The organism is Nitrospira sp., from assembly GCA_016715825.1.
In the GTDB taxonomy this organism is placed as follows: domain Bacteria; phylum Nitrospirota; class Nitrospiria; order Nitrospirales; family Nitrospiraceae; genus Nitrospira_D.
Map to the genome: position 1 here is coordinate 99,825 of JADJXO010000013.1, position 20,304 is coordinate 120,128.

The 20,304-nt window shown below is 57.5% G+C and carries 32 protein-coding genes; 2 read left to right on the forward strand and 30 right to left on the reverse strand.

The features are described 5' to 3' along the window. Positions 1–22: 22 nt before the first annotated feature. The 16 genes from IPM58_17475 to IPM58_17550 form a co-directional block, all read right to left on the reverse strand. On the reverse strand, positions 23–331 hold the full coding sequence (locus IPM58_17475; protein ID MBK9308830.1) for a hypothetical protein: 309 nt from the start codon (positions 329–331) through the stop codon (positions 23–25). A gap of 7 nt (positions 332–338) precedes the next feature. After that, positions 339–497 (reverse strand): 50S ribosomal protein L33, encoded by a 159-nt coding sequence (gene rpmG / locus IPM58_17480; protein MBK9308831.1) that lies wholly within the window; start codon positions 495–497, stop codon positions 339–341. A gap of 21 nt (positions 498–518) precedes the next feature. Continuing rightward, a complete protein-coding gene (gene rpmB, locus IPM58_17485) occupies positions 519–755 on the reverse strand; it encodes a 50S ribosomal protein L28 (GenBank protein ID MBK9308832.1) in 237 nt (78 codons plus the stop codon). A gap of 39 nt (positions 756–794) precedes the next feature. Then, entirely contained in the window at positions 795–1,016 is a 222-nt protein-coding gene (locus IPM58_17490) for a hypothetical protein (protein MBK9308833.1), read from the reverse strand. A 4-nt stretch (positions 1,017–1,020) separates the two neighbouring features. Then, positions 1,021–2,256 (reverse strand): GTP-binding protein, encoded by a 1,236-nt coding sequence (locus IPM58_17495; GenBank protein ID MBK9308834.1) that lies wholly within the window; start codon positions 2,254–2,256, stop codon positions 1,021–1,023. A 52-nt stretch (positions 2,257–2,308) separates the two neighbouring features. Further along, positions 2,309–2,596, reverse strand: a complete 288-nt coding sequence (locus tag IPM58_17500; GenBank protein MBK9308835.1) for a helix-turn-helix domain-containing protein — start codon at positions 2,594–2,596, stop codon at positions 2,309–2,311. Positions 2,597–2,651: 55 nt separating this feature from the next. Further along, entirely contained in the window at positions 2,652–2,936 is a 285-nt protein-coding gene (locus IPM58_17505) for a type B 50S ribosomal protein L31 (GenBank protein ID MBK9308836.1), read from the reverse strand. Positions 2,937–2,968: 32 nt separating this feature from the next. Next, positions 2,969–3,274: a 30S ribosomal protein S14 gene (gene rpsN / locus IPM58_17510; protein MBK9308837.1), complete on the reverse strand. Its 306-nt coding sequence runs from the start codon at positions 3,272–3,274 to the stop codon at positions 2,969–2,971. Positions 3,275–3,323: 49 nt separating this feature from the next. Next, positions 3,324–3,539, reverse strand: coding sequence for a 30S ribosomal protein S18 (locus tag IPM58_17515; protein ID MBK9308838.1), 216 nt, complete (start codon positions 3,537–3,539; stop codon positions 3,324–3,326). A gap of 141 nt (positions 3,540–3,680) precedes the next feature. Further along, a complete protein-coding gene (locus tag IPM58_17520; GenBank protein MBK9308839.1) occupies positions 3,681–4,019 on the reverse strand; it encodes a hypothetical protein in 339 nt (112 codons plus the stop codon). Then, positions 4,006–4,224 carry a hypothetical protein gene (locus IPM58_17525; GenBank protein MBK9308840.1) on the reverse strand — a complete coding sequence of 73 codons (219 nt, stop codon included), beginning with the start codon at positions 4,222–4,224 and terminating at the stop codon, positions 4,006–4,008. Before IPM58_17525 ends, IPM58_17520 begins: the two co-directional genes overlap by 14 nt. 8 nt (positions 4,225–4,232) lie before the next feature. Next, positions 4,233–4,790 carry a carbon monoxide dehydrogenase gene (locus IPM58_17530; GenBank protein ID MBK9308841.1) on the reverse strand — a complete coding sequence of 186 codons (558 nt, stop codon included), beginning with the start codon at positions 4,788–4,790 and terminating at the stop codon, positions 4,233–4,235. Positions 4,791–5,029: 239 nt separating this feature from the next. Then, entirely contained in the window at positions 5,030–5,881 is an 852-nt protein-coding gene (locus IPM58_17535) for a phosphoesterase (GenBank protein ID MBK9308842.1), read from the reverse strand. A 7-nt stretch (positions 5,882–5,888) separates the two neighbouring features. Further along, positions 5,889–6,914 carry a porphobilinogen synthase gene (gene hemB, locus IPM58_17540; GenBank protein MBK9308843.1) on the reverse strand — a complete coding sequence of 342 codons (1,026 nt, stop codon included), beginning with the start codon at positions 6,912–6,914 and terminating at the stop codon, positions 5,889–5,891. Then, positions 6,911–7,510 carry a ParA family protein gene (locus IPM58_17545; GenBank protein MBK9308844.1) on the reverse strand — a complete coding sequence of 200 codons (600 nt, stop codon included), beginning with the start codon at positions 7,508–7,510 and terminating at the stop codon, positions 6,911–6,913. The genes hemB and IPM58_17545 overlap by 4 nt, the downstream gene beginning before the upstream one ends. Positions 7,511–7,519: 9 nt before the next feature. Then, positions 7,520–8,839: a dihydroorotase gene (locus tag IPM58_17550; protein MBK9308845.1), complete on the reverse strand. Its 1,320-nt coding sequence runs from the start codon at positions 8,837–8,839 to the stop codon at positions 7,520–7,522. Between the two features lie 69 nt (positions 8,840–8,908). Here IPM58_17550 and IPM58_17555 point away from each other — a divergent pair, with 69 nt between their 5' ends. Next, positions 8,909–9,256: a hypothetical protein gene (locus IPM58_17555; protein ID MBK9308846.1), complete on the forward strand. Its 348-nt coding sequence runs from the start codon at positions 8,909–8,911 to the stop codon at positions 9,254–9,256. Positions 9,257–9,259: 3 nt separating this feature from the next. Here the strand turns inward: IPM58_17555 and IPM58_17560 are convergent, their stop codons facing one another. The 13 genes from IPM58_17560 to IPM58_17620 form a co-directional block, all read right to left on the reverse strand. Continuing rightward, positions 9,260–9,826, reverse strand: a complete 567-nt coding sequence (locus IPM58_17560) for a hypothetical protein (protein MBK9308847.1) — start codon at positions 9,824–9,826, stop codon at positions 9,260–9,262. Positions 9,827–10,032: 206 nt separating this feature from the next. Then, the gene (locus IPM58_17565) at positions 10,033–10,833 is read right to left on the reverse strand and encodes a ZIP family metal transporter (protein MBK9308848.1); all 801 of its coding nucleotides are present in this window, start codon (positions 10,831–10,833) and stop codon (positions 10,033–10,035) included. Then, positions 10,833–11,129: a hypothetical protein gene (locus IPM58_17570; GenBank protein MBK9308849.1), complete on the reverse strand. Its 297-nt coding sequence runs from the start codon at positions 11,127–11,129 to the stop codon at positions 10,833–10,835. Before IPM58_17570 ends, IPM58_17565 begins: the two co-directional genes overlap by 1 nt. A 49-nt stretch (positions 11,130–11,178) precedes the next feature. Then, a complete protein-coding gene (locus IPM58_17575; protein ID MBK9308850.1) occupies positions 11,179–12,099 on the reverse strand; it encodes a GTP-binding protein in 921 nt (306 codons plus the stop codon). Positions 12,100–12,342: 243 nt separating this feature from the next. Next, complete coding sequence (locus IPM58_17580; GenBank protein MBK9308851.1) at positions 12,343–13,215, reverse strand: VPLPA-CTERM sorting domain-containing protein; 873 nt, start codon at positions 13,213–13,215, stop codon at positions 12,343–12,345. Between the two features lie 89 nt (positions 13,216–13,304). Then, positions 13,305–13,823: a molybdenum cofactor biosynthesis protein B gene (gene moaB, locus IPM58_17585; GenBank protein ID MBK9308852.1), complete on the reverse strand. Its 519-nt coding sequence runs from the start codon at positions 13,821–13,823 to the stop codon at positions 13,305–13,307. Between the two features lie 2 nt (positions 13,824–13,825). Continuing rightward, positions 13,826–14,533, reverse strand: a complete 708-nt coding sequence (locus tag IPM58_17590) for a DUF3386 family protein (protein ID MBK9308853.1) — start codon at positions 14,531–14,533, stop codon at positions 13,826–13,828. Continuing rightward, positions 14,530–15,564 carry a GTP-binding protein gene (locus tag IPM58_17595; GenBank protein MBK9308854.1) on the reverse strand — a complete coding sequence of 345 codons (1,035 nt, stop codon included), beginning with the start codon at positions 15,562–15,564 and terminating at the stop codon, positions 14,530–14,532. The genes IPM58_17590 and IPM58_17595 overlap by 4 nt, the downstream gene beginning before the upstream one ends. Further along, positions 15,551–15,832, reverse strand: a complete 282-nt coding sequence (locus IPM58_17600) for a hypothetical protein (GenBank protein MBK9308855.1) — start codon at positions 15,830–15,832, stop codon at positions 15,551–15,553. The genes IPM58_17595 and IPM58_17600 overlap by 14 nt, the downstream gene beginning before the upstream one ends. After that, positions 15,829–16,896, reverse strand: a complete 1,068-nt coding sequence (locus tag IPM58_17605; protein ID MBK9308856.1) for a hypothetical protein — start codon at positions 16,894–16,896, stop codon at positions 15,829–15,831. Before IPM58_17605 ends, IPM58_17600 begins: the two co-directional genes overlap by 4 nt. Further along, a complete protein-coding gene (locus IPM58_17610; GenBank protein MBK9308857.1) occupies positions 16,884–17,861 on the reverse strand; it encodes a GTP-binding protein in 978 nt (325 codons plus the stop codon). The genes IPM58_17605 and IPM58_17610 overlap by 13 nt, the downstream gene beginning before the upstream one ends. 205 nt (positions 17,862–18,066) lie before the next feature. Beyond that, a complete protein-coding gene (locus IPM58_17615) occupies positions 18,067–18,372 on the reverse strand; it encodes a hypothetical protein (GenBank protein ID MBK9308858.1) in 306 nt (101 codons plus the stop codon). Beyond that, positions 18,363–18,779, reverse strand: coding sequence for a transcriptional repressor (locus IPM58_17620; GenBank protein ID MBK9308859.1), 417 nt, complete (start codon positions 18,777–18,779; stop codon positions 18,363–18,365). The genes IPM58_17615 and IPM58_17620 overlap by 10 nt, the downstream gene beginning before the upstream one ends. A 153-nt stretch (positions 18,780–18,932) precedes the next feature. Here IPM58_17620 and IPM58_17625 point away from each other — a divergent pair, with 153 nt between their 5' ends. Beyond that, the gene (locus IPM58_17625; GenBank protein ID MBK9308860.1) at positions 18,933–19,706 is read left to right on the forward strand and encodes a TatD family hydrolase; all 774 of its coding nucleotides are present in this window, start codon (positions 18,933–18,935) and stop codon (positions 19,704–19,706) included. Here IPM58_17625 and IPM58_17630 read toward each other — a convergent pair. Further along, complete coding sequence (locus IPM58_17630; protein ID MBK9308861.1) at positions 19,693–20,214, reverse strand: NYN domain-containing protein; 522 nt, start codon at positions 20,212–20,214, stop codon at positions 19,693–19,695. The genes IPM58_17625 and IPM58_17630 overlap by 14 nt on opposite strands. Positions 20,215–20,304: the final 90 nt, after the last annotated feature.

Below are 20,304 nucleotides of genomic sequence, written 5' to 3' on the forward strand. Positions count from 1 at the left end.
CGATTCCGACCAGCTGTGATACCTAGAAGAACGGATCTGGGGGACCACGGACAGAGGGCGTGAGAACAGCTGATGACTCGAAATACAATGGAGGGGATAGAGTGAAGGCAGCCGCAACATCGACAGGAACGACTTCGGTCTCACATGAAGCGAGCCCGGCTCCGGCCGCATGATCCAGCCAAGCATGGTCATCGAAGGTTGTATGGGCAGGATCGCCGGTCAGAATCCCCCACTCGTGATCGAGCAGCACGAATGGCAGCGGGAGCGCCAGCGCCAGATACGAGAGCAAGGCTCCGATGAACAGGATGCGATGGAGGCGTGCAGATATCACAAATGTGTTACCGTTTTTCCTTGTGCACCGCATGCTTCCGGCAGAAAGAACAATATTTCTTCACTTCGATCCGATCCGGATCATTTTTCTTATTCTTCGTCGTCCAATAGACCGACTTGCCCGGCGATTCGCAGCCAATACAGGCGACGGCAATCACTTCACGCATGATCAACCTCCTCGCTCCTCGCTAAATCTTTTCTCCGGCCGCCCGCATGTCTGAAAGCACTCGGGCCAGGCCTCGTTTGTCGATGATCTTCATGCCATGCGCAGAGACCGAGAGCGTGATCCAGCGGTTTTCATCCGGGAGAAAGTAGCGCTTCCGCTGCAGATTCGGCAGAAATCGCCGTCTCGTCTTGTTGTTGGCATGGCTCACGTTGTTTCCCGATACCGGCTTCTTCCCGGTCACCTGACAATAGTGTCCCATCCTTCCTCCTTGCAGTTGATCCGTTCCACCCGTTGTCCGTTAGGCGCTGGGGAGGTCGTCCACGCCGCCGCTCTCCCAGAGGGACAAGGCGATCTGGCAGCATCGACAGAGTTGCCAGATCTCTCCCGTCACCGCGCGCCGTTCCAAATCGTCCATCACTCGAATGCGGGCGATGACGTCACGGCCTTCACCTTGTTCGCGCAGATTGCAGAGCTCACAACCCAGCCCATCCGCTGCGTGAATCTCTTCGAGATCAAGCATCGGCTCAACCCTCTTCCTCCGGCAACAAGTCGTGCCGCTCTGAGCGTATGTGCCGCTTTTCCCACGTCAGCTTCTTGAATGGATCGCGAAAGGCACGCCACAGCTCTTCGTCCAGAGTAAGCTCCGCTCTGGTCAACAGGCAGGCATCCAGACGCAATTTCAAGTCGACGCGATCGATCTCTTCGCCGATGAAAGCCAGTTCAATCCGGCGATCCCCGAACTCGAGGTCCCACACCTTGCGCAGTTCTTGGAGCGCGGCTTCCTCCTTCGGCCAATGGTGATCTGCAATCGCCATCCACCACCGGCCCAACCGTTCATAGAGGCAGTTGGCACCGGCCTGCGACCACATGTAACAAGTCTTCGGTTGTGAGGCGACCCAGAAATAGCCTTTGGATCGCTGGACACCCGACCATTCCTCTTGCATCAACATCCAGAAGCGAAACGGATGGAACGGTCGTTTCGCCCGATAGACGAACGTTCCATCTTCATGCTCGTCTTCTGGCAGCCAGGCGCCGCTCAACAGATGCATCCACCCCGGTTGTAGGTCTTGTGCCGCACCTACGCGAGGACAGGAGGCCTTCAGGGACAAGGGATCGAGCCGGCCCTGAGCAGCCGTCACGCACATCGCATCGGGGTTGACCCGCCGAAGAAACCGCTCAAGACGCTGCCGCTCCGCCGGCGTCACGCGATCGCACTTGTTCAGCACGAGCGTCGTGCTGCATTCCAGTTGATCCGCAAGCAGTTCGGCGATGGTTCGCGCATCGTCTGGCCCCGTCCCAAGGCCACGCTCGTGGAGATTGTCTCCGGATTCGTAATCCTCCCAGAACCGCTCCGCATCGACGACCGTCACCAAATGGTCGAGACGCGCGACGGCCGACACAGCAGCCCCTTCGGCCCCATCCGCATCGAAGACATTGGTGATCAACAGCGGATCCGCACTACCGGAGTTTTCAATCACGATGGTGTCGTACCGCCCAAGTCCGGACAGGCGCACGATGGCTTCCGCGACATGCTGGCGCAACGAACAGCGGGGACACTCAGCCATTAACTCGACGAGTGCTTCGCCTCGAAGATAGTGCTTTCCGCCAAACAGATCGACCCCAGCCGTTAATCCACTCAGGTCGTTCGTGATGACCGCCGTCCGGGCCGGATTCAATTCTCTCGCGAGGCGATTCACAACGGTGGTCTTGCCCGACCCGAAGAAACCCGACACCGCGATAACGCTCAGCTTAGCCATCATCCACCCCCCCTGTAGTCCCCAGTCCATACATCGTGCGGAATACCTCAGGCCATCACAGCCGACTTCTGTCAGCATCCACATATCGGAGGATGATCGATTGCCTCTTGAACGGATGCAGTGGGATCAAGCCATTGGTGCTTGTGGCCTGCCCCGCACCCACACAGTGGAGATCGATCAATGCCGCCACCGTCTGACTAAAGATTCTCAAGCTGCCGGCGCCCAAGCGCGTACCGCCCAGACGTCCAGCCTCAACCCAGCGATACACCGTCCAGCGGCTCACATTCAGAATCTTCGCGGCTTCGTCCACGCGAAGCAGTCTCTCTGGCCGCAAATCGCCCATCGTATCCATGCTCAATCCTTCCTAATCCGCTGCGCTCGAATCTCTTAGGCGAATCCTACGTGATTGAATTTGTCCGAGCACTTCCCGATCTGGTTCGTGTTCGATATTTCTTATTGAATTTCTCGACTCGCCCTTCGGTGTCGATGATGCGCTGCGTCCCTGTGTACAACGGATGCGAGTACATCGAGGTTTCGACTTTGTAGATCGGATAGGTTCGGCCGTCTTCCCATACCGCCGTCTGATCAGTTTGCACCGTCGACATCATCATCCAACGTTTGTCGATCGCAACATCGTGAAAGATAACCGGGCGATAGCCCGTCGGATGGATACCAGGTTTCATCGCGCCTCCTTCCACTTCGCCACACAGACCTCCTACCAGCTTGACTTTCGCACCCCGGGAATCTGCCCCGTCAGCGCAAGTAGACGAAACTCGACCCGCGACAGGTCAAACTTCCCCATGTAGCCTCGGACCCGACCTGATATCGCGCAGCGATTGCGGACCCGGACCGGCGAAGAATTCCTCGGCAACTTCTGCAGCGCCTGCTGCGCTTCGTGTTTCTCCTCTTCACTGCTTGCTGCACTCTTGATCACCGCCTTCAACGACGCACGCCGTTCGGCATACTGCGCGACCAAGCGCTTGCGCTTTTCATTTCTCAATTGACTGCTGAGTTTCGCCATACACTCACCTCCCTAACTTCAAAAAATGGAGTTGTCTGTCTTGGCTACGTCACCATTCAGACTGCCGACCGAACGGCAACAGCGCCATGTGTCGTGCGCGCTTAATCGCTCGCGCGATCTCCCGCTGCCGCTGCTGACTATTCCCCGTCATGCGACGAGGCAAGATTCGCCCATTCTCCGTGATGAACCGGCACAACCATTCGACATTCTTCCAATCCACCGGTGTGGTAACGTCGATCACGCGACGCCGTCGCTCCTCAAACATACCTGGCTCCTTCGTTGACTTGACTCAGACCTGCTCTGTCGGTAGCGCCCAAACTCTTCGCCTGATCGTGACGCGTACCACGTGACGACACCGGACACTGAAGAGTCCGCGTACCTACGGAATCAGCACGATGGAATGAGATCAACCGAGAGCAGGTGGACCGCGAGACTGCAGAGCGGAATCCAGGAAAACCGAGAAGATTTGCGGCAATGAAATTGTTCGTGAACGTGACGGGACCAACACAGACGGCAGGACAGGCACCGTCCCAGACAGTCCTGAACTGGCGGCCCACTCCAACCACGCATGAATGTCGACATCGGAGTGATTCGTATCGCCTGCCTGTATGGCGGAGTAGTGGTCGATGAGGAGATAGGGCAGGGGCAGGGCCACCAGCACGTACAGCATCGTGACGGCGGCAATGAACATCACTCGAGTCAATTGGACCTGCATCCGTCTTGCCACTTCACTACACCAATCCATAACGCGCCTCGCATTTCAGCGCGCTCTCGTCGAATGCTTGTGATCCTAAGCCGACCCACTTCCCCTGTTGAACCGTGAAACATTGCGCACAGGTCTGGTCATAGAACGGCGATAGACCCATGATCCAATCTCGCGAAAACTCTCCTTGGTACTCCTTGGGAAGGAAGGCCATGAAGCCGGATGGTGGTGTCGAACCCTCAGACATCTCGACTCCTATTGATTCATCGACGGACCTGAGACGGTTCCCTTCAGTTCACGCACCTTCTCTGCCAAGCGCATGATGTGATGCGGCGTAATGTCGCGGAAGGACAGCATCGCATCCTCATGGCCAGCCTGCGCGCACATCGCCATCGTATAGCAATTCGTCCCGCCACGAACAATCTTCAAGGTTAGATTCGCCTGATGACAATGGACGCCGATGAAGAGACACGCATCGATCCGGTTGTGCCAGATCGTCAAGTTCGGATGGTTCGGATTGATTTCGACCTCCGGATTGATCTTCGGATACTTAGGTCGATAATCGGGCATGGGAATCAACATCGGTTTCTGATTCGGTCCCACACTCTCTTTCAACGTATTGAAGAGGTGGCGAATCGCTTTCGCCTTTTTCTCGGCCGTGGGCGTCCATGCCCATAACACCAGCGGCCCCGGAAAGATCGTCGGCACCTTGGCGATCAAGAATCGGCGGGCCGCCTCCTCCATCGCCTGCTCTTCGGGCACGATATACCCATGCACAATCGCTTCGCCTGGATTCGGCAATCGAATGCCCATACTGGCGGCTGCCGGCGGCAAAAAATGCTCAGGACCGGGGCGAACTTCGTATCTCATGTGGTCTTGTTCTCCAGCTATCTAATCGCAAATGATTTGCACTTACGGATCGCATAATACCCTGACCTACAGACAGTTGCAAGTCTCGTTTACAGCTTACGGCACATGGCGTGTACGACCGCTTGAGATCCGCTGTTCCATCGACTGGTACCTGTTACGCCGATTCCGGGCATGTCCGGTCCCTACTCCTTACGGCAGTCGACTGTGGTGAATGGCATGGGTTGCCCCTCAACGATCGGCATGGAAAAACTGGCGGCATGTTGATGGCCGCCGCCTCCATGGGCCTGCGCAATCCGCGAAACATCGGCGCCATCATCTCGAGAACGGAGGCTGACATACCACCGCCCCTCACGCTCGTACCACACGAGACAAAAAGGATAATCCAAAGCCAAGCGTTCGCCCAACTCGCTGCGGAGGATTGGACTGTGGACAGCCGGGACCGTCTCGCCTTCGAAGCGCACCATCACAGCAGTCCGTAGCAGTTTGTCGATAAACTGCTCCTGTGCTCGGAGAATCGCCCGTCCTTCCGTGACCAAACAGTCCTGCTGCAGCTCGCTCCACACATCAAAGTCAAACGAGTAGGATTCGATCGCCGCATTGATGGCCCGACTCTCTGGCAATTGCCAGTGATGCAGATCTTTATCCTGCACATACTGCAAGAGCCAAGGAGCAGACGTCCGATGCGCCCATTCCCATGCGAGCACGGCACCGGACTTGTCTTGTTCGTAATGCGTATAGGGCAAATCACCGAGCGCCTGTTTCGCCGAGACGTGATGATCGAGAATCGCCAATGCCGACGCCGTACGAGCCAATTGTTCGATGGTCGGACGAGCGTAGCTGAAATCGAGAATCACCAATCGTTTTCCCGCCAGACCATCAGGAGGGGGCTGACCATGCCGAGCCGTCACAAACCGAGCCGTCGAGCAACGCCTCCAGACCGCCCAGGCTGCGCCAAATCCATCAGGACAATCGGCATGGTAGAGAACCACCTCCGGTTCGAAAAACGGCAGCATGTCCTCTTGACCGGCTTTCATGACATGGTTACCCCTTTGGTTCGAAAACAGGTGGACCAGAAGCCAACAGCCTCGCGGCATCGAGCGCACCGTACGTCACAATCAAATCGGCACCGGCTCGGTGTATGGCACTGAGCGATTCCAACAACGCCTCTTCGTAGCTGAACAGACCGACTGCCGCGGCAGCCCTGAGCATGGCGTGCTCCCCGCTCACGTGATAGACCGCGACCGGAAGAGCAGAATGGCTCCGAACGAGAGACACAATGTCCAGATACGGCAAGCCAGGCTTTACCATCAGCCAATCAACACCCTCTGCTTCATCGAGCGCGATTTCCCGCAGAGCTTCTCGGTGATTTCCTGGGTCCATCTGATAGGTCCGTTTATCACCGATACGCGGCGCGCTCTCCAAGGCTTCGCGAAACGGTCCATAAAATGCCGAGGCATACTTCACGGCATAGCTGCAGATGCCGACCTGTGGATAACCGGCCCCATCCAACGCACGACGGATCACACCAACCCGCCCATCCATCATGTCTGAGGGAGCCACCAGATCCGCTCCGGCCTGCGCTTGGACCACGGCCATCTCCGCCAATAACGGAAGGGTCGCATCATTGTCGATCCGTCCATCAATCACCACCCCGTCATGCCCATCCGACGAATAGGGATCGAGCGCCACATCACTGAGGATCAGCAGATCCGGAGCCGCAGCCTTCAGGGCGCGGATCGCCCTCGCCATCAACCCGTCCCGGTTGCGACTCTCTTGCCCTCGCGGGTCCTTGAGGTGATCCGGCACCACCGGAAACAACGCGATACCGGCGAGGCCGGCGCACGCGGCTTCTGCAACCTGCTCGAGCGCCCGGTCGACCGAGACTCGTGCGCAGCCCGGCATGGAGGCTATCGGCGTCATCTGATCGACTCCCTCTTGCACAAACAGAGGCCATATCAGATGCTGTGTAGCGAGCCTATCGGCTGATCGCCTTGCCCGGAGCGCCGCTCGTGTACGATGGATCGGGGAGGATTCGCAGAGCGCTAGTGGAATCGGGTGAAGGCTCATCCCCAAGACTCCTTCACCAGCTGCATCAGACAGTCGACTGCCCCGGTCGTGAGCGGTTGGCCTTCCATCACGTTCGACCAGACTGCTTCCCACCGAATGACCGCCGGAGAAATCGTCAATCCCTTACTCTCCACGGCAGCCCGCATAGCCGATGTCGGCCACTCAACGACTTGATTCCATAACACCCGCATGGCCGGATTGATCCCTTCACCCCCAAGCATCGCGTGCAAAGCCGCCATACCCTCCAACGCCCAAATGTCGGGAAAGGATGGGCGAACCGGCACAAACACCCGATCGGCATCCCGCAGAATGCTCGTCGTCATGTCGGAGAGCGTCGGTGGCCCATCGACGACCATCCACTCGAATCTCGGTGCAAATCTGGCAACCTGGTCGTGCACGATCGGCTGAATCTGAGAGCGGGCCACGACGCGGAACTGTTCTCCCCAGCGGCTCGCCCATTCGCTTGCCGTGCCTTGCACATCCGCATCCAGCAACAGCACGCGAGCTCCCTGCTCCGCCAACGCCATCGCGGTCGCAATCGCCAGTGTCGTCTTTCCCGTGCCGCCCTTTTGGTGGAGAAACGCGACCGTGCGCATGGATCCCGCTCACGCGGCGCGTGGCCACCGATGTCGAATCCGTCCCCCGACGACGGTCATCATCACCCGCCCACGCAAACGCCATCCAGCAAACGGTGTATTCCGCCCTTTCGAGTAGAACTGGTCTGGCTCAACCACCCATTCACAGGCACGATCCACGAGGATAATGTCGGCTGATACCCCTGGCGCTAGCGTGCCACCCGGCAATCCCAACAAGCCGGCCGGTTTGCTGGTCAAACATTGCACGGCACGCTCCAGAGACAAGAGGCCCTGCTCGACGAGCCGTAGGGTCAGCGCCAGCGCCGTCTCCAATCCCACGATCCCGAACGGGGCACGCTCCATGCCCCACTGTTTTTCATACTCCGCGTGCGGGGCATGATCCGTGGCAATGATATCGATTGTGCCATCCGCCAATCCCTCAATCACCGCCGCACGATCCCGCTCACCCCGCAGCGGCGGATTCATCTTGGCATTCGGTCCTGATCGTCGCACGGCTTCGTCGGTCAGCGTAAAGTGATGTGGACAGGCCTCCGCCGTGACCGACCATCCCTCGGCCTTTGCACGGCGAATCGCTTCGATCGTGCCGACCGAACTCACATGCGCCACATGCAATCTGGCTCCGGTCTCCCCAGCCAAACGAATATCTCGTTCGACCATCCTGGTTTCAGACCGAGAAGGAATGGCCGGCCATCCCAGGGCGCGTGAGACCGGGCCTTCGTTCATACAGCCACAACCGGACAGACTGAGATCTTCACAATGATCAATGACCGGTAGATCGACCGCTGCCGCTCGCTCCATCGCCTGTCGCATCACCCCATCATCCATCACCGGTCGCCCGTCGTCTGACACCGCGACACAGCCCGCCTCTTTCAAGGCGCGGAATTCGGTCACCTCACGTCCAACCGACCCCTTGGTAATGGCTCCGATGGGATACACCTTGGCACGATCGGCTTCTCCGGACTTCTGCTTGATCAACTGCGTGACCGTCGGCTCATCGTTCACCGGCTTCGTGTTCGGCATGCAGCAGATCGAGGTGAAGCCCCCCGCCACGGCCGCCGCCGTGCCGGTGGCGATCGTTTCCTTATATTCAAAGCCTGGCTCGCGCAGATGGACATGGAGATCGATGAGTCCCGGCAACACCAGCAACCCCGTCACATCCAGGCACGCTGCCTCCCGGGGAGGAGACACATCCGGTGAGACCACCGCATCGATTACTCCATTTTTGATCCACACATCTGCTTCGCCGTCCCACCGACCCGGATCGAAGACCCAACCGCCTGCTAGGACAAGGACGACGGGTTCATCCGCCGTGTTTTGTTTATTGACCATCCGTCACCATCAGCACTAGACTGGGAGTATGAAATCAAAGCTATCCTTGCTCACGAAAGGAGTCCCGCGATGAATGCCCACCCCATCCATGAGCATCACGCCCACCAGCACGGAGCGAACTGCGGGCATCCGGCTATCGCCCATGACGACCACACCGATTATCTCCATGACGGCCATCTTCACCATCTGCATGGCGACCATGTCGATGAACATGTCCTGGCCGTCAGCTCAACGAACCCAGCTGCCTGCACACCGGCCCACGCCTGCGGCAGTCATGATTCCAGCCACCGGCACGGTGCCGGCTGCGGCCATGAGGCCGTGCCCCATGGCGATCACGTCGACTACTTCGTCGGCGGGCACCTGCATTTCGCCCATGGCGCGCATTGTGATGACCATGGGGTCTTACAACTCGCCTAGAAACTACTCGTCGCTACCGGTGTGGGGCGCCTGACTCAACGGCGTCCCGGGCACTCCGCTCAGCCGTAGCAGAAACCCGTCCACCTCTGCCGGTCGCATCTGATCGTGCGGGATTTCGACTTCGAGAAAAACCCCGTCCCGCAACGCGAAGAGCTCATGCGCGATGCGGTGATGGTCACCTACGCCAACTCCAAACGCCAACACAAAGGCCTCGAGACTATTCGGATCCGCACAACAGAGGGAGTAGCCTGAGGCTGGAACATTCGGATGGAAACGATCGACTTCCCGCCAATGCTCCTCGTGGTCCGCCGAGACGTGAACGATCCTCCATTCCGGAAGCTGCTCATGGCCACGCTCCTCAAGCTCCACAATCTGCGCAAGGTAGGCATGTTTTTGAATGTTTGGCAATGTCGAGACCACGACTAGACCTCGACGAAGTTCGTCGGCCGTGAGCGGCTTGTCGGCCAGCCTGGCGGCTGGAATGACGAACTCGGCGGTCAATCGCTCTCCGCGACGAGGCACGTGGCCCAGCAAGTGAATCCGATCGCTGCCGAGTTGCACGGTTCTCATCCTGTCATCCCTCGACTCCATTCCCTATTTTGAACCGTTTCCTCTTGCAGGCTGTTCAAAAATTTCGTCCCGCAAAGCTCATCGTGTGTCTCGTTGAGCCTCTCGTGTATTTCGCAATCGACGAGCGCTTCACGCGCAGGAGAGCGACACGATCGGTCTGCGCATAGCCGCTCCGGCAAAGACAGAAAATGCAGCTGACAGCATGATTAATGCGGCAACATGGTCAACATCGCGATAGTCACCATCCCCGCGATCATCATGGCAAACTGCCAGACCCCCTTGGCTGCCCCCATCCGCCCATGCAAACCAGGCACGAGGTCGGCCAAGCCGATATAGAGAAAGCTCGCAGCCGCCACACTGAGGGCATAGGGGACGATGGCCTCCGCATAGGCGAGGCCGCCGTAAGCAGCGACGACACCAACCAATGTCCCCATCCCCGAGAGCGTATTCCAGAAAAACGCTTTCCAGCGAGAGAAGCCACTTGACAGGAGAATCGTGAAATCGCTCAATTCTTGTGGTACTTCGTGCCCCAATACCGCGAGCGTTGTGACGAGACCAAGTCCTGGGGACGCCACACAGGCCGCGCCGATGGCGACGCCGTCCGCCATGTTGTGGACGGCGTCGCCGATCAAGATCAACATGCCAGCCTTTTTCTCCATCCCGTGGGCATGGTCGTGTTCATGGGGGTGATGGTGGTCTTCCGGAAACTCCCCGTGCGAATGTCGCCAGATCACCGTCCACTCCAGCACAAAAAACAGGATGAGACCAGCCAAGATCGACAACCCCACTTCGTAGATTGGAATATGTTCCAACGCTTCGGGGATCAGTCCAATGATCGCGGTGGCCAACATCGTACCCGTGGCATAACTCAGCAGATACGGCATCGCCCGATGCCGCCAGCCGTCGGGAATAAATAAGACGACGGCAGCGGGGAGCAGAGCCCCGAGGCTTCCGAGTAGACCCATCAGAATGACGAATCCCCAGGATGATTCGGCAGGAAGAGCCATCACGAGCGTTTCTTTTCCCGATAATCTGCATATCGCTGTTCACAGGAAGTACCCGAGGGATCTCCCAGGAACCGTGACCACTCACTATGGGTGGAAACATCGACACCCTCGGCTCGAGCTTCCCGCTGAAGGACAACCTGAAGGTCAAGGAGTAGGTCAGACTCGTCGATGTCGGCTCCTGAATCGGTCCGCAACTGGGAGAACAGCGCTTGGTAGATGCGCTTGAGTTCATCAAGTGAACAATCGAGGGCAAAGCGGCTCTGCTGTTTGGTGATGTGTGATTCCAACGGAGACATAGCGCTCCTCGATCTCTCTGTCTGTCCGTTCGTGCGCGATCGCGACCTGTCAGGCTGACAGCAGACAGGTCCGGAGTGTTCGATGACAGTGCGCGTGATTGTAATTTCGGCCGATCAATATCAGGGCCGGATCTGGTTCCTGTCGAAACCGAACCACGCCGATCCACCGTGTGACCGGGGAGGCATACTGAATCTCGTATAGCTCCTGCTCACCAGAAAACCGGCAGACCCCTTTGACCCGATCAAGGCCGACCGGAAGGTGGTCGAACCACTCGGTAAATCGACCTCGATGCAGCGGCCCGGCCAGGGGAATCGTCGTCACCATCGGATGCGCACGCGTCGATCCAAACGCCACATTTCCGACTCGTCGTTTGGGTCGCTGTTCGTACGGTCGGAGCAGCGACTTAGGGTCCACGGCCGCCTGCGACACCTGCCACAGCCTGGCGTGCCCCCTATCACGAACGATCGCCGTTCGAAATCGCTCCTGTTCCACAGCGGAGTAGAGATCTTGCTTGTTCACGATCACTTCGTCCGCATATTGCACCAAAGCTGTATAGCGTGAGCCAATGGGACGCCCGTCAGACGGAACGATCGGTTCGATGACCGCGATCACTTTCTCCAGCCGTACCAAAGCGAGACACACTGAGTCGGTCACGGCCTCGATGACTTCTTCGATGGCTGCGATTCCCGAGCACTCAAGCACCACCACATCGACCTCCTGTTGCTCTACAAGCTCGGCCAGGCCCTCTCCAATCCCGTCACGGGCATCGCAACAGACACAGCCTCCGGTGATGTTTCGGACTGCAGCGGCTGACCCGTCTGCATGAGCGCCATCCAGACTGATCGCACCGGCCTCGTTCATCAGGACGCCGACCCGCTTACCGGCACCGCACCAGAACGCGAGCAGCCGCATCAGCAACGTCGTCTTGCCAGCCCCCAGCGGACCGCAGATTACGTAGAGCGGGACCATGAGGGACCTCATCCTTGCAATACGACAAGATCTCTCCGGAAGCACCTTCCCACCGTTGTACAGCTGCTGGACTTTGGACGAAGCTTGCACTGCACGGTCATGATTCCATCCAGGTCTATCGAACTGTTTGGCATCGTAGAAAACGGAGATGCACCCCTGGCGGCTGCTTCGGCATGAACCGTCGCAGCCGCCAGCGACTCGGATGAACTAGTACGTAGTCCTTCCTGTGAACCGATTAAACGATCAGAATGAGGCCGCCATCTTGCGACGTGCCAAGCTCGCCAATCCAATTGGGCCACTGCCGAATAGCCATGCGGCAGCCGGCAGGGGCACTGGCGCAAAGTCCATATGAAAGGTTCCGGAGTTTTTCAGTGTTCCGTTCAAATCGATCAAGCGAAAGGCAGCGGAGTACCGCTCCTCCGTATCGTCCATGGTGAAGAATCCTGGCTGAAATGACAGGAGGTTCCCATCACCCAACTCATAGGTCTCTCCGATCGTCGAGAGAATAGACGTTCCTGTGTCATCCGCTACTTGAAGCCCGGGCGTCACCTCTACCAACTCCAAGGCCACATTGGTGTTGTCCAGCGCTCCCGCCCACCGATTGCCCGAACTCGTGAACAAAAAGTGTTCGAGCGTTCCCGGGCTGGCCGAGCTCAAGCTTTGCGTCGACTCCCATTGCAGATCGCTGTATTCCAACCCTGGCACAGCTTGACTGACCCATTTGCTGGCTTCCGCCCCCTGACCCGGGAATAAGGGCAACGGAGCCTGATTCGTGAAGGTCTCCGGAATGCGATTGTTCGTATTAGTGTTATTCACGGTTGGCGAGGCAGCCGGGCCGGAATAGCTCCAGGCCCCGATCCCATGATAGTGACTGTTGGCCGGATTGGTTTCGTCGGGATGCGCAAACAGAAACGTCAGTCGACCAAAGTTTGGATTTGAAAGACCGGCGTACGTGCCGCTCGAAATCGTCTCTTGACGATCAACCCCGATGTAGAACTCCACCAGGCTAGCCTGGGCCATACCGGCCCAACTGACCGTCGCACTGAGCACAGCTGTCCAGACCCATCTGATCGGCCACTGCTTCCATCTCACTCCCGTACCCTCTGATCTATCCATCGTATCCTCCAGGGTTGTTCTGAATAGCCCGACGAGCCCCATGCTTGTGGGTGTCAGCCCGCATTGAGCCAACCTCATGATGTAACTGACTACTCGTTTTTCACGCGTGATAACAGTTCCGTCAGATTGCACGGTTTATGGTTAATATCGAGCTGCGGAAGGATGATCTTCTCCACCCCTAACCGGCAGGCGCCTGTGCTGCCGGGAAGGAGAAACACGATCGTGTCGCCACAGACGCCGGCATCCGCCCTTGACTGGATCGTTGACGTACCAATCTCGCTGAAACTTAACCAACGAAAGAGTTCGCCAAATCCTGGGATGGGTTTGGTATACAGAGACCGAACAGCATCCGGTGTCACATCGCGCTGCGTCACGCCGGTTCCACCCGTCACGATGACGAATTCGACTTTTGGATCGGCAACCCAGCCGGCAATGATGCGACGAATGGTCTCATAGTCGTCCTTGCATAATTTACGATCAGCCAACCGGTGGCCAGCCAGGAGGATCCGCTCGACGATCAGATCGCCACTGCTATCGGTTTCAGGCGTTCGACTATCGGAGACTGTCAGCACCGCTACGGCCACCGAAACATCAGCCTTTGCCGTCATCGTTAGACCTCATGCTCCGATAGCTCGATCACCCGCGTTTTCACCAAACCCCGTTCGCCGAATGAGACGCGCCGACGCCAGGGAAGCCATAGACCGTTGACGTCGGTATATTCGTTGACGTAGCTTTCCATTCCGATCACGGCCTGCCCATCGAGCGAGAAATAGGTCATCACATAGTGGCTGGAGTATTGTTTCCCGTCCGGCGCGTGATCACAGCGCTCGATGGTATTGACTCGCCGCTCCGTCATCGGCGTCAACCGCCCGATCTGGGTGTATTGTCCATCCTTGATCCGGTACCAAGAGTCGAGTCGCCCCCCGGTCAGCAGCACACGGCGACCCCGTGGATGCGGCACAGCGGGGTCATCTTGGGGATCGAAGGACAGCACATACTTGCCGTCACCCTCCTCGAACGTGGAAAACGCCAGGTGCATCCCCTGGGTCCAGAGCCGTTCTCGCACCCACTCTTGAAGGGTCGCGTCGGCTCCATCCAACCCAACCGTCGTCTCCTTCTTCGGCACCAGACTGACCCGACCGGTGTAGACACGCCTCTCATCGTTCAGCGAGAGTCTCGCTCGATAGCCTCCAAAGCCGGTCGGCCACCGATACATGCGACCATGGGCATCTTGAACCAGCCGGCGCGCCGCAGGATCATCGGCGGGCGATGCCGTCTGGGCTTCCATCGGTTTCGCAGTCCCACTTCCTTGCATCATGACCTCCTCCTTGTTGCACCACTCCATTGCTTTGTTTGGCGCTTCTTCCGGCGGACCGGCTTCACAAGACAGGTCTCCAAGCCTTCGAGAAATCGTTGCCAAGGCACGCGCCGTCCAATGACGACGAGTCTGGCTTGTGATTGCCTGACTCCTGTGTAGGGAGTCAGTGCCAACGACCCCATAATCCATTGAAGCTCTTGAAACCCAGTTCGCCCCTGCACTTTCACGAAGCCCTTCATGCGGATCACGGATCGCTCGAACCGCTTCAACCAGGCTTCGAGACGAACGGGATCAAAGGGTTTCAGAATCTTGAAACTCCCACTCTGATACCCAGTCGCTGAATCCTTGACCGTCCCCTGTTCAATCGATGGCGTCTTCATCGTCGCCATTCCCGTGAACAGTCGGCCCACTTCCACCTCGGCATGCACCGCCCGGACGATTGTGGCCGTCGGATTCACAGCCTTGATGAGCCGTTCCACGAGATTCGCCTGACGACTGTTGATTTGATCAAGCTTGTTTAACACCACCACATCAGCCTGCTTGAGGTGATCTTCCGCTGCAGGCCAATAGGTCCCGAGCTTCAAGAACCGAGGCCCATCGACCATGACGATCACCGAGGCCAACGTCCCTCTGGTTCTTACATTCGACTGGGTCAGCGCCTTCTCCACTCCCATGACCACTTGGCCGGTATCCGCCAGCCCGGTGGTCTCGATAAAGAGCGGCGCCCCCTTCGTCTCCTTCACCAGGTGTTCGACTTTTTCACTGAATTCTCCCGACAGGTCACAACAAATACAGCCGCTGAGCAGTGCCTGAAGCTCGATGTCCTTTGAACGAGGATGGTCGTGGAGCAACGCTCCATCCACATCGACTTCCCCAAATTCATTCATGAGCACGGCCGGCTTCACGCCCCTGTTCAGTTCATGCTCCAGTGCCCGCTTGAGCAGAGTGGTTTTTCCACTCCCCAAAAATCCGGCGATCACGTAGATCGGTGTCACCTTGTTGCGGCGGCGGGCATGATCAGTGCCGGTCATGATGCGCCTCTCCCTTGACGGCCAACTCCTCGACATCGGATAGCCCGATTTCGTTGGCTGTCTTATGAATCTTGTACTGTTGGGTATTGCCCGGTCCTTTGAGTACGGCAATCACGGTTTCGATCGGTGGACAGCCTGGTTCGCGACATTCCAATTCCGTGACCATAACAGTCGTCTCGTCGTTTAGATGAAACACCGTTCGAGCCCAAGCTTTGATGCGATCGGCTTGGTCCACCGGAATTGTCCGCTTTCCACTGAACAGGTTCATGCCCGATCCTCAAGACCATGAACGGAAAAGAGTGATACCCCTCCGTCACTGGCGCCGGTCGCCAACCAGGCATCGGTGGAACTCCAGGCCACGCAGGACAAGCCACCCGTCTTATTCACCTCTTGGCTCAACAGCGGTTTCGTCGTCTGCGGTTCCCAGAGGTAGAGCAAACCCTCTTCTCCCACCGTCGCCACAAGCGATCGGGCGGGATGGCAGGCAATCTCCTGAATCCATCCCAAATGTCCCTTGAAGAGCCGACCGCCGGTCCCTTCGAACTTCTTCATGTTCCACGAGACCAACGATGGACCGGAGGCAGTGAACAGATTGAGCCCGTTGTGGTCGAATCGCACCGAGGTCACCTTTACGGGGTAGCCGGACATGTGCCAGTTCTGCTCACTGTCCGTGCGGAACAAATGGACCGATCCGTCGAGGTTTCCCGAGGCCAGATATTCCCCACTCGGACTCACGGCAATCGTCAACAGGGCCCCATCGTAGGGAAATGGGCGAACCGGCTGCTCCTGGCCAACCTTCCACAACCAGGCCCCACCATAGGCAGAGGCGACAATACCGCCTCCACGTGGCATCCAGGTCAGGGCTGAAATCGTGGTTTTAGCGGCCGGCACCTCTGCAGCGAGTTGAGGAGTCGACGCAGGATCGATATTCCAAATACGAAGCACTTTGCCTGCCGATGCGGCCAGCAACTGGCCGTCCGGCGACCAAGCTAGATGTTCGACCCACGAACCCTGCCCGCCAACAGGAAGCGCTGCTCGTTCTTCCCCTGTATCCGTATTCCAGACTCGGACGACGCCATCTTGCCCCCCTGTCGCCAGATCCGACCGCGTTGGATGCCAAGCCAGCGTGAGGGCTGACTGCTGATGCCCCTTTAGGTCGCAGATCGGGTTGAGCGATGCCGTTTTCCAAACTGCCACCTGGCCCGACGCAGAGCACGCGGCAAATCTGGTTCCATCGGAGGCGAATGCCACGCGATGGACATAGTCACCAAGCATGGCTCGCCCGATCGGACCGAGCGTAACAGTCGCCTGGCGCTTGGCTAGACGAGGCATGATCGGAACCCCTTCGTCAGCGCATCCCGGTCCAAGTCTTTTCCGATGAACACCAGCTGGTTATTGCGGACTTCACCGGCTTTCCAGGCACGATCAGCCTTCCCGTCGAACAGCATATGCACGCCCTGGAACACAAACCGATGGTCACGATCTTCGACATTCAGAATGCCCTTCATCCGATAGATCTTTGTCCCCATGGTACTCAGTACTTCACGAAACCAGTCGTTCACTTTCCCCTCATCCACCAGTCCATCCTCAACAAGAGCCACGGAAAACACAGCGGGGTCGTGCTGGTGCGCCTCTTCTCCGAGAAAATTCGGGTCGATTTCGAGCTTGCGGCTCAGATCGAACGCGCCGATATTCAACAATCGATTGATCTCAATTTGCGCATCCTTGGTCCGATGAATCTTTGCCATCACGTTGATCGCCCGTACTCGCGCTTCCAATTCGTTGACCTCTCCCGCCGGAACGAGATCGATTTTGTTCAACAGGATGACGTCGGCAAAGGCGATTTGCTCCTTGGCCTCCGGGCTCTTATTGAGGTGCTCCCAGATATGTTTAGAGTCGACGACGGTCACGATGCCATCCAGCAACAGTCGCCGCTTCATCTCATCATCCACAAAGAATGTCTGCGCAACCGGCGCAGGATCGGCCAATCCGGTCGTCTCAATCACCATGTAATCGAATCGATCTTTCCGCTTGAGAAGATTCCCGATGATCCTGATCAAATCGCCGCGCACGGTGCAGCAGATGCAGCCGTTGTTCATCTCAAAGATCTCTTCATCTGCCCCGATGACGAGCTGGTTATCGATCCCGACCTCACCGAATTCGTTGACGATGACCGCCACACGCTTGCCGTGCTCGGTCGTCAAGATTCGATTGAGCAGCGTCGTCTTTCCTGCCCCTAGAAAACCGGCGAGTACCGTCACCGGCACTGGAGCCATCAATTCCGTCGCAGTTGCCATAGACACCTCCTGATGACACAGATTAAGAACCCCCACAGGCACCTTCTGCAGGAGAAGATCGGATGCCGTTCTTCAGGACAAGTGAAGAACGCCCAACCCCTTGAGTGTCGGACTCCGAGAGGCGGAGTGCGACAACTACCCGATCTTCCCCGCACAAGGTGCAGAGAGACACGATCAACAGAACGCTATTCAGCGTGAATGATTCCTAGGAGAATGAAGGAGGACCGCGGACAGAATCAGATAAGCGGGAAACTGACTTGAAGACGATACGAGATGGGGAGACCGTCGTAACAAGAACGGGAACAAGGACTGGCGGCGGTGTAACCGAATGCAATCCGGTACTGGCGGCATGATCCAGCCAGGTGCAGACATCTTGATCCGAATGTTCGTGGGATGTACCAGCCGCGAAGGTGTGCTCCAGCAACAACGGCTGAAGGGTCAGCACCAGCAACACATAGCCAACAACGAGGGCCCAACGGCTCACCGTCCTGAGCCAGACCTTTATCGGCATTGTGGACACCATCCGAAAAACTCCAAGGAATGACCATCCACGGAGAATCGAGTCTGTTCTTCAATGAGCTTTGTCAACTTCTTCAACGGGCAGAGCATCAGATCGATGATTTTCCCACAACCCCGGCACTGAATATGGTGGTGATGCGCCCGCCCATGCACCACTTCATAGCGCATCTGTCCTTCCTGAAATCCGACGGCATTCACCAGACCGAGCTCTTGGAGCATCGCCAGGTTACGGTAGACCGTCACAAGATCGACATCCGTTTTGGCCTTGACCAAACCCGCATGCACCTCAGCCACTGTAATGGGGAGTGTATTCCGCTCAAGAACGGCGAGAATGGCCTTCCTGGCCCTCGTGAGCTTCTTTCCACCCGACTTGAGGCTCTCAACAATAGAGGTGGTCATCACATTCCTAATTGCCATTTATTTGCATTTATCATCTTTGGAGATGCGATGTCAACTCTTGTGAGTGAAGCCCCTCTTGAAGAGGTTTACTCCATGAGCGGACGTTCAAAAATATCTAGCGACCTCCCCCCTGCACCATGTAGGATGCCACCCATGTTGATTGATACCCATACGCATCTCGACGACGCACGCTACAACGACGACCGTGAGGCCATGATCGCCCGTGCGCGGGAAGCCGGCGTTGAAGCCTTTCTCACCATCGGCTGCGATTTGACGACCAGTCGGGCAGCCGTTGCACTCGGTGATCACTACCCGTTTGTCTACGCCTCAGTCGGGGTCCATCCACACGAGGTCAAACACATCCAGGACGACTGGTACGATGAGTTTCGCCGCCTTGCAAGAAGCCAAAAGGTTGTCGCCTATGGCGAGATCGGACTCGACTACCACTACAACCATTCTTCACCGAAGGAACAGCGGGATCGATTCCGCGAACAGATTCAACTCGCACGCGAACTCACGCTTCCCGTGATCATCCACACACGGGAGGCGCAGGAAGATACGATCACAATTTTAAGAGAAGAGAAGGCCTCGGATGTCGGCGGGGTGTTTCACTGCTTTGCTGGAGATGTCTGGCTGGCGAAAGAAGCGTTGGACCTTGGGTTTTATCTGTCGTTTTCTGGAATCTTAACGTTTCACAATGCGACGGCGCTACGCGAGATCGCCAAGCAAGCACCGCTGGACCGCGTGCTCATCGAGACCGATTGCCCGTATCTCACCCCGGTTCCCCATCGCGGAAAGCGCAATGAGCCGGCTTACGTGACTCAGGTCGCACAGCAATTAGCATCCGTTCACGGCTCGGCTCTGTCTTTCGAGCAGATCGGCAGACAGACCAGCGACAACGCAAAGCGACTCTTCAAAATCGTTTGAATTGGCGATCGCGTTGCCGTTGAGACTTCGGCAGCTTTCTGGGGTTCCCCTTTTTCCCGGGACCACGGCTTGAACGAACGTCATCCCCTGGATCCAGTTCCTTGTGTGGAATCGTTCTGGGCGAAGCCGAGGCTCCCCGGAGCTTCTGGGCAAACTCCTGAGCCCCTATGATAAATGCTCCATGAGCCCGGGCGACGTTCATGATTTCATGGTCAGAACTGACGATCGCACAATCCGCCCCATACTCCCGTGCCGAACGCTGGATAACCTGATCCGCCCGCTCACCTCGTTTTGAATAGATCACCTGGACTCCGGCACGATGCTCCCGCTGTTCGGTTGATCGCCCCTGTTGCCACCCATCGAACACCACGGTGATGGCATGCCCTGTGCGATGCCGATAGCCGGCCAAATCATGCAGTAATCGTTCACGGTCAGATTCACTATATCCCCTGCGAACTCCACCGGTTCCGAGAAGATTATACCCATCGATGATCACATGTGTCGGCATCCCCGACGCTACCGTGGCAGTACCCGGGTAGTCAATACGGATCCCGCGCTACGTAAGCGGCGTAATCCTTGACAAGCTGCGGGACATCTG